Here is a 12,743-nt window from a genome sequence, read left to right as displayed (position 1 = left end):
TGATGAATTATATTTAGGGTCCATCGTATATGTACCGAGTGATTAATAAACAGGCGTTGTTTAAGCGCCTGTTTTTGTATTTTTTACCACTAACTTTGATCGGTATTTTGATTGGTGCACCTTTTATTTTATTGTTTATAGGTGCATTGTCTTTACTGCTTTGGCATTATCACCAGCTATATAGATTAAGTGATTGGTTGCTTAACCAACGAAGCTTTAACCCTCCTGAAGGTGAAGGGGCATGGGAACAAATATTTGAAGGAATATATCATTTACAACATCGAAACCGCAAAAAGCGCAATGAGTTAGCAGAATTGATACGCCGCTTCCGCGAAGGTGCAGAGGCGGTACCTGATGCGGTTGTAGTATTACAACAAGATCTCAGTATTGTGTGGTGTAATCAACTTGCTTTAAAAGTGCTTGGGTTGCAGTGGCCAACAGATCACGGTCAGCGATTAGATAATTTGATCAGGGATCCTAAGTTTGTTAAATACATGCAACTGCATCACTTTGATGAGCCGTTAGAGCTAGACTCAAGCCATGCAAATGATCAGGTACTCGAATTTCGTGTTATGCCATATGCTGAACAGTTGATGATGGTCGTCCGGGATATCACGCGTTTAAAGCAACTAGAACAAATGCGTAAAGACTTTGTGGCAAATGTTTCACATGAACTGAGAACACCATTGACGGTTGTTACGGGTTATTTAGAAATGATGGATGCTGATAATATGCCACCGCCTATGATGTGGGAGAGAGCGCATACAACCATGATTGAACAATGCAAACGCATGGATAGCCTAGTAAATCAATTATTATCATTATCACGTATTGAAGGTGCAAGGCGACATGAGAAAGACAGGCCCGTTAATGTACCAGCTATGCTTGCCTTAATTCAAACTGAAGCATTATCTGTTAACCAAGACAAGCAGCACGAAGTTGTATTTGATGTAGATCCACTTTTAGATATTTTAGGGTCTGCTGATGAATTACGCAGTGCGTTCTCTAATCTGGTGTTTAATGCGATTCATTATACAAAACCACATGGCAAAGTCGTTGTCTCTTGGCAGTACAATGATAAATCAGCTTGTTTTTCAGTGAAAGATAATGGTGATGGTATTGCCCCTGAGCATATTCATAGATTGACGGAGCGTTTTTATCGTGTTGATAAAGCACGTAGCCGTAAGACGGGTGGCTCTGGGTTGGGGTTAGCAATCACTAAACATGTGCTAACAAGGCATGATTCTAGTTTAGAGATCCAAAGCACGTTGGGAGAAGGATCATGTTTTTCTTTTTCCTTCACGCAAGATAAAGTAAAAATTATGACAGATGGTGAAAGTCATGAAACTGTCACTTTAGAGTAATTTTATTGTCATTAAGTCGCGGCAGAATAAATCGCGTTATTTAATGGGAAGAACAATTGGAGCAACCCAAATGAAATTCAAAAGTTTAGTCGCCGCTATGGGCGTAGCTGTAACAACACTTGTCGCAACACAGGCGTCAGCGTTAGATAAAAACCTAGTTGAGTATAATAAAACGAGTGGTATTTCAGGTAATTTTTCTTCAGTTGGTTCTGATACCCTTGCCAATATGATGACCTTCTGGGCTGAAGAGTACAAACGTATTTACCCTAATGTGAATATTCAAATTCAGGCAGCTGGCTCTTCAACAGCGCCTCCAGCATTAACAGAGGCAACTTCTAACTTTGGCCCAATGAGCCGAAAAATGAAGTCAAAAGAAATTGAAGCCTTTGAGAAACGTTATGGATATAAGCCAACAGAAGTCCGTGTAGCTATTGATGCACTTGCCGTTTTTGTACATAAAGATAATCCGATTGAAGGCTTACGCATTGATCAAGTTGACGCTATTTTTTCATCAACACGTAAGTGTGGTGCTACAGACGAAGTTAAGCGTTGGAGTGACGTAGGTTTAGCTGGAGATTGGGCTGCCAAAGATGTTCAACTTTATGGACGTAATTCGGTATCAGGTACATACGGTTACTTTAAGAAAAAAGCTCTGTGTAAAGGCGACTTCCGTAATAACGTGAATGAACAGCCTGGTTCGGCATCTGTTGTACAGTCAATTTCATCATCTGTGAATGCTATTGGTTACTCGGGTATTGGTTATAAAACGTCAGGTGTACGTACTGTACCATTAGCTAAAAAAGGTAATAGTTTTGTTGATGCTACATTAGAAAATGTTGCTAAAGGGAAATACCCATTATCTCGATTTTTATATGTTTATGTAAATAAGCACCCGAATAAAGCATTGTCACCTATTGAAGCTGAATTTCTAAAAATGGTTTTATCAAAAGATGGACAAAAAATTGTTGAGAAAGACGGTTATGTACCACTTTCAAGCAAAATGGCGACCGTTGAACTGAAAAAGCTTGGTTTACTGTAAGAATAACAGATAAAAAAACCGCTCATTTGAGCGGTTTTTTTGTAAAATTAACTTATTGGTACTGCCGAGTTTTACTCTTCGTCAGTTGCTGGGCTTGAACTTTGCACTGATTAAAAGTTTCAATACATTCATTATTACATATTTGATGTGACATTGTTTCTGGTGTATTACTGTTCACACAGCTTGTTTCACATTGATAATTTTGTTGAGCACATTGATTCAATTCTGCTGAATTGTTACTTTGGCATGCACTTAATAGTAATATTGCACAGAGTGACAGTACAGTTTTCATCTTACTTCCTTCTAGATAGAGACTTGTAAGTTATCTATTAAGCGTACTGATCCTAAAAAGGCAGCCGCTAAGATCACCAAGTGATCATCTCCAAGTGTAGCAGGATTTAGTGTATCTTTATTTGCGATAGCAAAGTAATCAGCTTTTAAACCTTTTTGTTCTAGTGACACTTTTGCATCAAGTTCTAATTGAGCAAAGTTGTGGTTACCTGCTTTAAGTTGAGTCGAGATCTCTAGTAGGGATTGATAAAGCGCTTTCGCTGTTTCCTTCTCTGTCTCGCTTAAATAGCCATTACGAGAACTCATTGCCAAACCTGAAAATTCTCGCTGTGTTGCAACACCGACAACTTCAATTGGCATCGAGAGGTCGCGTACCATGGTTTTGATGACTTGCAGTTGCTGATAATCTTTTTCACCGAAACATGCGAAATCGGGTTGTACCATGTTAAACAATTTCGTCACGACGGTTGCAACGCCTTTAAAATGGCCGGGCCTTTTACCCCCGCAATAACCCAGTGATATACCAGGCACGTCGACATAGCTCTGAGCACTTAAGCCATTAGGGTATATAGATGCAACAGAAGGTGTAAAAACAATATCAGTGCCAAGCTCTGCTAACCCTTTTTTATCTTCGTCTAGGGTGCGAGGGTAATTATCTAAATCTTCATTTTCACCAAACTGCATAGGATTGACAAATATACTGACAACAACTTTATCTGCGAGTGTTTTGGCTTTTTCAACAAGTGAAAAGTGTCCTAAATGCAAATTTCCCATTGTTGGTACAAATGCAATGCTCAGCCCTTGCTGTCGCCACGCTTTAATTTGGCTACGTAATGATTTAATTTCTGAGGTTGATTGCATTAACTAAACTCATGTTCGCTAGTTGGAAAGGTGCCTGATTTAACGTCGGCGCAGTATTGTTTAACTGCTTCTGGCATGTTGCCCGTTTCAGCTAAATAGTTTTTGGAAAACTTAGGAATATAACCCGCAGAAATCCCAACAAGATCATGCATTACTAATATTTGTCCATCGGTATCTTTACCTGCCCCAATGCCAATGACAGGAATATTAACGGCTTCAGAAATACGTTTGGCAAGTGCTGACGGAATACACTCAATGACGAGTAGCTGTGCACCAGCTTGTTCTAAGGCTTGTGCGTCAGCAACCATTTTATCAGCCTGTGCTTGTTCTCGACCTTGTATTTTAAAACCCCCAAACACATGGACTGATTGTGGTGTAAGGCCTAAATGGCCGCATACAGGAATGCCTTGTTGGGTGAGAGTTTGAATAGTTTCATATAACCATTCGCCACCCTCTAACTTCACCATATTGGCACCAGCACGCATTAATTTAGCAGCATTATCACAGCTTTGTTGTGGATTTGCATAACTCATAAATGGCATGTCTGCGACCACAAATAGTTCTTTACTTCCAGCGCGCACACAACGGGTATGGTAAGCAATTTCATCGGTGGTCACTGCTAACGTATCATCAGCGCCTTGTAATACCATACCAAGTGAGTCGCCAACCAACACAATGTCCACGCCATTGTCATAAAATAATTTTGCGAAGCTTGCATCATAGGCGGTTAACGCCGTAATTTTGTTCTGCGCATGTTTCATCTTCGCCAACGTTGACACTGTTACTTTAGCCATGTCCATTCCCCTTGATATACAGTAATCATTTCATTAATTAAGTGCTATTAAGTTATTTAATGCAACGTGTTCACTGACGTCCTGTAGTTTTCGACCATCAGGTAAAACGAGGTATGGTTCGATCTCGAGTAAGGGGTAGACCACAAACTCTCTCTCACATAACCCATAATGTGGGATGACTAATCTTTGAGAATCAATCACCTCATTGCCAAATAACAAAATATCTAAATCTAAAGTGCGCGCACCCCAACGTTCATTTTTACGCTGCCTGCCTTGTTCTAACTCGATTGACTGTAAAACATCTAAAAATGGCTCAGGGGCCAGCGACGTTGTCAATTTAGCCACCGCATTCACGTAATCAGGTTGATCTTGAGGCCCCATTGGCTTTGAAGCATAAAATTTAGAGACAGCCAGCAGCTCACAGGTCGTTATTTTTTTAAGAGTTGCTATTGCACTGTGAAGCTGTGCGCTAGGGTTATCTAGGTTAGCGCCTAACCCTATATAGACAGTGCTCATGACTCACTAGGCTTCTTTTTAGGCTTTCGACGAAAGCGACGTCGAGGCTTGTTTGACTCACTAGGGCCTAATGAACGTACCATTTCTTTCTGACCGTTTATATCTTGTTGTAAATAGTTTGTCCACCACTCAGCTAATTCAGCTTGTTCTTGCTCTCCACTTTCAACTCGAAGTAATAAGAAGTCGTAAGCAGCTTTGAAACGAGGCTGTTGACTGATCCGGTATGCGCGTTGTCCACCACGTTTATCTAAGCGTAATTGAATATGCCAAATATCTCTTGCACCGAGTGTAAATCGCTTAGGTACTGCTACACTTTGTGCGTTTTCACTCAAGACATGATTCATAGCTTGTGCGTAGGCATCAAAAATAGGCATGTTTTCTTGTTGTAGCTGTTCACTGCGTTTTAATAGTGGAAACCACAATAAAGCGGCGTAAACAAACGCTGGCGTAACTTTTTTCTCTGCATTAATACGTTTGTCAGTGTTAGCAAACATTTGAGCAATAAAGCGCGTTTCAAAGCCTGTTTCACTATTTTCGATAATATCGTCTAAAGCAGGGAACAGCTGTTTGAATAAACCAAACTCACGTAGCATATGATAATTAGCTTCGGCCTTTCCATTTAAAAATAATTTCAATGTTTCTTCAAATAAACGAGCTGCAGGAATATGCGATAGCAAATCAGCTAGTTCAGAAATAGGAGCTTTCGTTGGTTGTGCTATTTCCATATCTAACTTGGTGGCAAATCGCACCGCTCTTAACATGCGCACGGGATCTTCACGATAACGTGTTTCAGGGTCACCGATCAGCTCTATTTTTCGATTGGCAATGGCATTCATACCATTGGCAAAGTCATGAATAGTAAAATCCTTGATAGAATAATAAAGCGCATTAATAGAAAAGTCTCGGCGCTCAGCATCTTCTTCTATCGTGCCATACACATTATCACGCAGTAATTGGCCATGCTCACTCGACTGACTGGTTTGATTTTTACTGGCACTGGCTTCGTGGTGGCCGCGCATGGTAGCAACTTCAATAATTTCACGTCCAAAAACGATATGGGCTAAGCGAAACCGGCGACCAATTAGGCGGCAATTGCGAAATAACTTTTTTATTTGTTCTGGAGTTGCATTGGTGACTACATCAAAGTCTTTGGGCTCAACACCTAACAAAATATCACGAATGCAACCACCTACTAAATAGGCATCGTAACCGCCATCTTTTAGGCGATAAAGTACTTTGATTGCATTTGGGCTAAATTGTTTGCGAGAAATACTGTGCTCACTGCGGGGAACCACTTGAGGGTCAGTACAGGTGACAAGATCTGATGAGCTTTTCTCACCATTGACTAGCTGTCTGCAAAATTTTAATAGCTTAGAAATAATAACCTGTCTCCTAAAAACTCATACCGATGCATGCTCGACTTAATACTAGGCTCACTTATTAGTGGTTAATCACTGTATTTATCAGCAATTAATACGGCGCCTAAGGTGGTTGCTTGAAACCGCTTACAGTGTAGGCAATTTTGCAAGGCTCGCTATGATATACCAGCAACGTGAAAAAATTAAGTTACAGGTGATAAATAATCGTAGATCAGGCGTATTCTATAAATTGACGTTCAGAAACAGCAGGAATCGCGCTTAAGCTGAAGTGTGCTTGTGACCAATGTAGAATATTATCAATATTGGTATGCATGATGTCTTCAGGTGTCTCGACGCCCAAGTATTTAAGGGCTGAGCACAAAGTTGGAATTGGATTACTTTCATTAATTGCAGGCGCGTGATTTTGTTTTGACAATTTAAACCCTGGTTTAGTTACAATCACGGGAATATGGGCAAATTCAGGTGGAGTGTGGCCCAGCTGTTGAAATAAACCTAACTGTCGAGCGGTGGGTTCAAGTAAATCGGCACCACGAACAATATGAGAAATACCTTGATCTATATCGTCGAGTACAACAACGAGTTGATATGCATAAAGGCCATCACGGCGTTTAACGATATAGTCTTCGTGAGCTATTTGCTCAGACGTATAGACTTTACCCTGTACCATGTCGTTGTATTGTAATATGGGGTGATGTTGTTTAATTCTCAGTGCATTGTTTGTCGGAGGGTGATTAGCGTGACGACAATGCCCTGTATATAAACCGCCTTGTAGTTTAATTTCTTTGCGTGTGCATGTGCAGGCGTAAATTAAATTTTGTTGTTGGAGTGTGTTTAACGCATCGTTGTAGTAGTCATGCCGACGGCTTTGGTAAACGACTTCTCCATCCCAATGTAAGCCAAAAGCATCGAGCGTGCGTAAAATATCACTATCAGCGCCCTTAAGCATTCTTGGAGTATCTATATCTTCCATACGGACTAACCACTGACCATCATGTACTTTCGCTGCTAAATAACTTGCGAGTGCAGCTACAAGTGAACCAAAATGCAGTGATCCTGATGGCGAAGGAGCAAACCGGCCACGATAGCTCCCTTGGATGGGTAATGCTGGGGTTAGCATAAATGGCAGAGTTTAACCTCTGCCGTTTTGTTTTTCTTTAATCTCGGCCAGTGTTTTACAGTCGACACATAAGTCAGCTGTAGGGCGGGCTTCTAAACGACGGATCCCAATTTCAATACCACAAGACTCACAGAAGCCAAAGTCATCATCTTCAATCAGTTGCAGTGTTTTCTCAATTTTCTTAATCAGTTTACGCTCACGGTCACGTGTACGTAACTCTAAAGAAAACTCTTCCTCTTGCGCTGCACGGTCTACAGGATCTGGAAAGTTTGCTGCTTCATCTTGCATATGCGTTTTTGTACGATCAACTTCATTACGTAGATCTTTACGCCATGCATCTAATATTGCTTTAAAATGCGTACGTTGTACGTCATTCATGTATTCTTCGCCTGGTTTTTCCTGATATGGTTGTAAACCGGCTTGAGCCAACAACCCTAGTTTCTTTTGGTCTGGCATAGCATTCTCCTAAATCCTTAACACAACACCCCAGCTAACGCCGGCGGCTATAAATAGCAGAATCTCACACCCTTAGCAAATACTTTGTCTCAAAAGTTAACAATTGAGTGGGTAAGAATCAGTCATAGAGGTTAAATTCTAATGAGCAGCGATATGGGGGCTGGTTTTTAAAACTCAAGCCATTAATACCGGTACACGTTGTTTTATTTTTATCTCATCAAGGCTGATTATGGTGTTATAAGCATAAATTTCAACACCAATTTCTTTTGCTTTAACAAGCAGTTTAGCATATTCGGGATCGATATGTGCTGCTGGTTTTACTGAGTTGATACCACTGTGCATAACAATAAATAAAAGTACGGCTCGATCTCCTTGTTGTTTCATAGTCATTAACTCTCGGATATGTTTTTGCCCGCGAAGTGTTTGGGTATCTGGAAAATATCCTTGTTGTTGCTCTAAAAGAGTTACCGACTTGACCTCGACATAACAATCTTGTTTCTTATCATCGCTTAATAGGATATCGATACGGCTATTTTCGTTACCATATTTAACTTCGCTATGCGTGTGTTGATAATCGCTAAGTTCAGGTATTTTGTGGTATTTAATGGCTTCAATAGCCACTTTATTTGCATGATTGGTGTTTACACAAATCATCTGCTTAAGATGGTTGCTAGTTATTTCAAGAGAGTGGGGGTATTTTCGTTTTGTATTGTCACTCGTTGAGTAATAGGCTCGAAAACCGGGGTCAGCACACCCAGTCATTTTACCTGTATTAGCGCAATGAACTGTGAATTCAACACCATTAGTGTCAATTAAATCAACGAGAAATCGCTTATAGCGCTTAATTAATCGGGCTTGACTTAATGTACTAGAAAATTTCATATATTAATCGCAAGTCAGTTGGGTGATGTAAAGGGCTAGTGTACACTGCTCATCATTATATAAGCGCTAAGGTTAGGATAAAATGTCTGATAAATTTATTGTTCGATTAAGTGAGCAAGCTGCTGCCCCTCATTGGGGGCAAGGCACAAGCCTGTCATTCACTGAAGATGGTGCAACCATTCACTTGCAAGAAACTGAAACATTGAAAAATGTTCAAAAGGCCGCACGAAGTATTGCGCAGCAAGGCGTAAAAAATGTGACGCTTTTGGGCGATGTGTGGTGTACCGAATCTCAATGGGCGTTTTATCAAGGTTATGTTAGTCCTAAACAGTTAAGTGGCGTTACATTCATTGAAAATGCACAGTCAGATTTGAATGAATTGATTGCGTTACAGAAGTCTGCAACGTGGGCTCGCAGCATGATTAACGGCACCGCTGAAGATGTGTATCCAGAAAGCTTGGCTGGAAATGCAGCAGAGTTTATTCAATCTTTAGCGCCAGAGCATGTGAGTTATCAGATCATCAAAGGTAAAGCACTACTGGAGCAACAATGGATAGGCATCCATGAGGTTGGTCGAGGTAGTGAACGTCCCCCTGTATTGTTGGAGTTAGACTACAATCCGACAGGGGATAAAGATGCGCCGGTGAGTGCTGCATTGGTTGGTAAAGGGATCACGTTTGATTCTGGCGGTTACTCAATCAAGTCTAGCGAAGGTATGCTGGGTATGAAATGCGATATGGGTGGTGCTGCAACGGTCACGGCCGGCCTTGCTTTGGCAATCCAGCGTGGTATGAAAAAGCGTATTAAGTTGTTTTTATGTTGTGCTGAAAACTTAATTTCAGGTCACGCATATAAGCTTGGCGATATTTTGACCTATAAAAATGGCACAACGGTCGAGATTGTTAACACTGATGCTGAAGGGCGCTTAGTATTGGCTGATGGCTTGATGGCCGCGGGTGAAACGGGAGCGGAGCTTATCATTGATGCAGCAACATTGACGGGTGCAGCTTTGGTAGCGGTCGGGCAAGAATATAACGCCTTATTTGGATTAGATAAAGCGTTAGTTAATGATGTTCAACAATTTGCCAGTGATGAATTTGAAGCCGCATGGCCGTTGCCTTTAGAGCCGTGGCACAAGAATAACTGTCCTTCACCGTATGCTGATACTGCTAATAGCAGAGCACAAAAAGGTGGTGGTTTTGGTGGTGCGTCAAATGCAGCAGGCTTTTTGGCTCGGTTTGTTCCAAATGAAGGTCAAGGTTGGGTACATATTGATTTAGCTGCTGCATTTCAAAATAGTGCTGGTGGGCAATGGGCTGCTGGAGCAACGACATTGGGTATGCGCACGATAGCCAGAACATTACAAGAAAAAGCATAAATTGTATTTTAGTGAGTAAATAAAGAGTATGCCAAGCATGCTTTTTATTTACCCGCTGTGTTTTACGAGAGCAAAGCAGCCGCCAAGCGAACAAAATCTGACGAGGTTAATATCCCTATTAGCTCTTTTTGAACATTAGTTACAGGCATACACCCGTGGCGATTATCAACAAAAAATTGTGCTACTTTACTCAAGTTTTCTTCAGGTCCAATACAAACAAAGTCAGTGGCCATAATGTCACTTACTAATGTATGTTTTTCTTTTCTTTCAAGTGCAGTCGGCCCATAGGTGGCAATGATCCGCATTACCTCAGCAATCATAATTTTTTGGGTTAACATACCACAGAGAGAGCCTTGTTCATTGGTAACAGGAATATGTCGAACGTTTTTGGTGCGCATTAAATCGTGAGCATCACGTAAAGATTGCTCTTGATTGACGCTATAGGGCTTATGTGTCATCAGATCAGAAACTGTTTGTAGCATTCGGATACCTATAATTAAACTTGGTATATTAGTTATAACTGAAGCTGGCGAAATTTGAAGAGTAAAGTGGGGAATACCTGAGCGATATCAATTAATCGGTATAAATGTTTTATTTAATCCCTCGTCGATTGTTAGGTAAGTGCGTATTTTGTTGTTGTGCTAACTGAATATATTTATGTTGGACGAGCTGGGAAACCGGCACAAGTTCAAAACCCTGCGCAATTAACTCAGGTAAAGCTTTGTTCAAAAATGAAATAGTGGTTGGGTATGGATGAGCAATCGCAATGGCTGAATCTTGACTTTGTGCAAGGAGTTTGAGCTGTGTTAACTGTGATTGTAACGCATCTTCTGTGGGGACATTGTCTAAAAAGACATGGCGTCCAATGTTTCTCACACCGTATAAATTAGCTGCATGCTGGGCTTGTGTTTGTTCTGTTGTACGACTATCTAAAAAAAATAAACCTCGTTTTTTGAGTACCTCCATCGTCCAGTTCATAGGGGTAATATATTGCGTAAGCGCTGATCCCATATGATTATTTACGCCTCTTACTTGAGGAAGTGTTGCAAGAGCATGGCCAAGTGTTGTTTGTAACTGCCATTTATTCATCTTTAGCGTTAGGGCGCCAGGACCGAGTACCTTATTTTCGATAGATTGCATTGGCACGTGTAATAGGAGTTCTTTATTTTCTTTACTCGCTAAGCGAGCAAATAGTTGCGAGTATGGTGTATGAGGTAAGATCGAAAAAGACAACTGGCCCGGGAGGTTCAGAAGCTCAAGATCACGTTCATGATTGCCAACGTCATCAATAACGATGGCAATTTGTTTTGCATAACTAGGTGCGAGCGCTAAGCAAAAGCAAATAACCCCCCAAACAAATATCTTTAACACGGTGCCTACTATAATTATTGTTATATGTTTTAATCGTTATTTTTGTAGCAACCTTTTAGCTGTCATGATGTGCGAGTCCAGCTTTGCTAACACGGTAATTTTGTTCGTTTGTTCACCATTCATTATAACGTCTTTGCTTAAATTCGAAAGGCTTTGTGGCGTGATAATGATATCAGGTTTAATGCCAACACCTTCAATAGATTGCCCTGACGGAGTAAAGTAACGGGCGGTTGTGAGTTTTAATGCGGTGGTACCATTGCCTAAAGGAATTAAAGATTGCACAGATCCTTTGCCATAGGATTGTTTGCCAATAATTAATGCTCTACCGTTATCTTGCAATGCGCCCGCAAGTATTTCTGCTGCAGAAGCTGACTGTTCATTGATTAACACAACAATCGGGGCACCATTTAAGATATCGCCGTGCTCTGCACTGAAACGCTGGTTTGCGTCAAAGAACCGGCCTTTTGTTGTAACAATGGTGCCGGCCTGTAAAAACAAATCAGAAATTGCCACCGCACTGCTGAGTGTGCCGCCTGGATTATCTCGTAAGTCAATAATAAGCCCTGTTAATGGCGCGCCATTTCTGCTAATAAGTTTATTGATGTGTCGTGATACATCATGATAGCTATGGTTATTAAAACTATTTAATTCAATATAGCCATTTCCGCTTTTTAACAGTTGGCTGCTAACACTTTCTAAGTTTATTTCCTGTCTACGAAGAGCAAGTGTCAGGTTGGTTTTTGCACGCTCTACGGTGATGTTGATGGTTGCGAACTTGGCGGCCCGAAGCAGTTTAGATACATGGGCTATGTCTTTTTTCGTCACATCAGTTTGTCCAATTGCAACCAGTTTATCTCCGCCTTCGATACCTGCTTGCGCAGCAGGCGAGCCGGGTAAAGTATTGACGATGACAATGCGCTCATCAACTCGCTCAACCTCAATCCCAATACCTGTGTAGCGACCATTGGCAGCACTGAAAATAGCTTCAAGCTCATGTTCTGAAAGATATTTTGAGTAAGGGTCTAAATCTTTAAATAGTGAGTTTATGTTGTTTGCTTGAATATGGCTAAGCGGAATATCTTCCACGTAATAAGTGTGGATATGGTAGACAATTTCATTAATTTGTTCATTGTCAAATTGCGTGGCTGCATTGACCGTATGTAGCTGTAGTGCAATGCAAAATAGCAGCGTCGTTATAACCATCTGCCAGTGATTATGTATGCAGTGTGTGCTCGCTGCTATTTGATGTGATTTTTTCATGTGCTGCTCCAATGTCTTGGGCAGCACAGTTAATC

14 protein-coding genes are annotated in these 12,743 nt (G+C 41.0%); 3 read left to right on the top strand and 11 right to left on the bottom strand.

The annotated features are described in order from the left end of the window. The first annotated feature begins 29 nt into the window (after positions 1–29). Both phoR and PAUR_RS15380 read left to right on the top strand, forming a co-directional pair. Entirely contained in the window at positions 30–1,364 is a 1,335-nt protein-coding gene (gene phoR, locus PAUR_RS15385; protein WP_192508647.1) for a phosphate regulon sensor histidine kinase PhoR, read from the top strand. Between the two features lie 70 nt (positions 1,365–1,434). After that, the gene (locus PAUR_RS15380; protein WP_192508646.1) at positions 1,435–2,403 is read left to right on the top strand and encodes a PstS family phosphate ABC transporter substrate-binding protein; all 969 of its coding nucleotides are present in this window, start codon (positions 1,435–1,437) and stop codon (positions 2,401–2,403) included. A gap of 52 nt (positions 2,404–2,455) precedes the next feature. Here PAUR_RS15380 and PAUR_RS15375 read toward each other — a convergent pair whose 3' ends face one another. The 8 genes from PAUR_RS15375 to sfsA all read right to left on the bottom strand — a co-directional run bounded on the left by PAUR_RS15375 (position 2,456) and on the right by sfsA (position 8,699). Continuing rightward, positions 2,456–2,695, bottom strand: a complete 240-nt coding sequence (locus PAUR_RS15375) for a hypothetical protein (protein WP_192508645.1) — start codon at positions 2,693–2,695, stop codon at positions 2,456–2,458. Positions 2,696–2,706: 11 nt separating this feature from the next. Further along, a complete protein-coding gene (panC, locus tag PAUR_RS15370; RefSeq protein ID WP_192508644.1) occupies positions 2,707–3,555 on the bottom strand; it encodes a pantoate--beta-alanine ligase in 849 nt (282 codons plus the stop codon). Then, the gene (panB, locus tag PAUR_RS15365) at positions 3,555–4,349 is read right to left on the bottom strand and encodes a 3-methyl-2-oxobutanoate hydroxymethyltransferase (RefSeq protein WP_192508643.1); all 795 of its coding nucleotides are present in this window, start codon (positions 4,347–4,349) and stop codon (positions 3,555–3,557) included. The genes panC and panB overlap by 1 nt, the downstream gene beginning before the upstream one ends. Positions 4,350–4,382: 33 nt before the next feature. Continuing rightward, positions 4,383–4,865: a 2-amino-4-hydroxy-6-hydroxymethyldihydropteridine diphosphokinase gene (folK, locus tag PAUR_RS15360; RefSeq protein ID WP_192508642.1), complete on the bottom strand. Its 483-nt coding sequence runs from the start codon at positions 4,863–4,865 to the stop codon at positions 4,383–4,385. After that, the gene (gene pcnB, locus PAUR_RS15355) at positions 4,862–6,247 is read right to left on the bottom strand and encodes a polynucleotide adenylyltransferase PcnB (protein WP_409455165.1); all 1,386 of its coding nucleotides are present in this window, start codon (positions 6,245–6,247) and stop codon (positions 4,862–4,864) included. The genes folK and pcnB overlap by 4 nt, the downstream gene beginning before the upstream one ends. 208 nt (positions 6,248–6,455) lie before the next feature. Then, positions 6,456–7,361, bottom strand: a complete 906-nt coding sequence (gene gluQRS, locus PAUR_RS15350) for a tRNA glutamyl-Q(34) synthetase GluQRS (protein ID WP_192508640.1) — start codon at positions 7,359–7,361, stop codon at positions 6,456–6,458. A gap of 12 nt (positions 7,362–7,373) precedes the next feature. Then, positions 7,374–7,817, bottom strand: coding sequence for an RNA polymerase-binding protein DksA (gene dksA / locus PAUR_RS15345; protein ID WP_192508639.1), 444 nt, complete (start codon positions 7,815–7,817; stop codon positions 7,374–7,376). 174 nt (positions 7,818–7,991) lie between these two features. Further along, positions 7,992–8,699 (bottom strand): DNA/RNA nuclease SfsA, encoded by a 708-nt coding sequence (gene sfsA, locus PAUR_RS15340; RefSeq protein WP_192508638.1) that lies wholly within the window; start codon positions 8,697–8,699, stop codon positions 7,992–7,994. An 82-nt stretch (positions 8,700–8,781) separates the two neighbouring features. On the opposite strand from sfsA, the gene pepB reads away from it, so the two are divergent. Beyond that, positions 8,782–10,077 carry an aminopeptidase PepB gene (gene pepB, locus PAUR_RS15335; protein WP_192508637.1) on the top strand — a complete coding sequence of 432 codons (1,296 nt, stop codon included), beginning with the start codon at positions 8,782–8,784 and terminating at the stop codon, positions 10,075–10,077. Between the two features lie 62 nt (positions 10,078–10,139). On the opposite strand, the gene PAUR_RS15330 is transcribed toward pepB, so the two are convergent. From PAUR_RS15330 to PAUR_RS15320, 3 genes are all read right to left on the bottom strand, one after another. Further along, entirely contained in the window at positions 10,140–10,559 is a 420-nt protein-coding gene (locus PAUR_RS15330) for a CBS domain-containing protein (RefSeq protein WP_192508636.1), read from the bottom strand. Between the two features lie 109 nt (positions 10,560–10,668). Further along, positions 10,669–11,448 carry a divergent polysaccharide deacetylase family protein gene (locus tag PAUR_RS15325; RefSeq protein ID WP_192508635.1) on the bottom strand — a complete coding sequence of 260 codons (780 nt, stop codon included), beginning with the start codon at positions 11,446–11,448 and terminating at the stop codon, positions 10,669–10,671. 36 nt (positions 11,449–11,484) lie between these two features. Continuing rightward, complete coding sequence (locus PAUR_RS15320; protein WP_192508964.1) at positions 11,485–12,651, bottom strand: S41 family peptidase; 1,167 nt, start codon at positions 12,649–12,651, stop codon at positions 11,485–11,487. Positions 12,652–12,743 lie beyond the last annotated feature (92 nt).

Origin of the sequence: Pseudoalteromonas aurantia 208, assembly GCF_014858725.1 — a bacterium.
Lineage (GTDB): Bacteria > Pseudomonadota > Gammaproteobacteria > Enterobacterales > Alteromonadaceae > Pseudoalteromonas > Pseudoalteromonas aurantia.
Note: the sequence above shows the minus strand (reverse complement) of the source record. Positions and strands in the feature narration are given on the sequence as shown.

What these genes read in the sequence shown, in the direction of transcription:
- PAUR_RS15375 (WP_192508645.1), bottom strand. Translation starts at nt 2,695, where the DNA reads ATGAAAACTGTACTGTCACTCTGTGCAATATTACTATTAAGTGCATGC.
- PAUR_RS15380 (WP_192508646.1), top strand. Translation starts at nt 1,435, where the DNA reads ATGAAATTCAAAAGTTTAGTCGCCGCTATGGGCGTAGCTGTAACAACA.
- PAUR_RS15330 (WP_192508636.1), bottom strand. Translation starts at nt 10,559, where the DNA reads ATGCTACAAACAGTTTCTGATCTGATGACACATAAGCCCTATAGCGTC.
- phoR (WP_192508647.1), top strand. Translation starts at nt 30, where the DNA reads ATGTACCGAGTGATTAATAAACAGGCGTTGTTTAAGCGCCTGTTTTTG.
- PAUR_RS15320 (WP_192508964.1), bottom strand. Translation starts at nt 12,651, where the DNA reads ATGGTTATAACGACGCTGCTATTTTGCATTGCACTACAGCTACATACG.
- dksA (WP_192508639.1), bottom strand. Translation starts at nt 7,817, where the DNA reads ATGCCAGACCAAAAGAAACTAGGGTTGTTGGCTCAAGCCGGTTTACAA.
- folK (WP_192508642.1), bottom strand. Translation starts at nt 4,865, where the DNA reads ATGAGCACTGTCTATATAGGGTTAGGCGCTAACCTAGATAACCCTAGC.
- panB (WP_192508643.1), bottom strand. Translation starts at nt 4,349, where the DNA reads ATGGCTAAAGTAACAGTGTCAACGTTGGCGAAGATGAAACATGCGCAG.
- gluQRS (WP_192508640.1), bottom strand. Translation starts at nt 7,361, where the DNA reads ATGCTAACCCCAGCATTACCCATCCAAGGGAGCTATCGTGGCCGGTTT.
- pepB (WP_192508637.1), top strand. Translation starts at nt 8,782, where the DNA reads ATGTCTGATAAATTTATTGTTCGATTAAGTGAGCAAGCTGCTGCCCCT.
- panC (WP_192508644.1), bottom strand. Translation starts at nt 3,555, where the DNA reads ATGCAATCAACCTCAGAAATTAAATCATTACGTAGCCAAATTAAAGCG.
- sfsA (WP_192508638.1), bottom strand. Translation starts at nt 8,699, where the DNA reads ATGAAATTTTCTAGTACATTAAGTCAAGCCCGATTAATTAAGCGCTAT.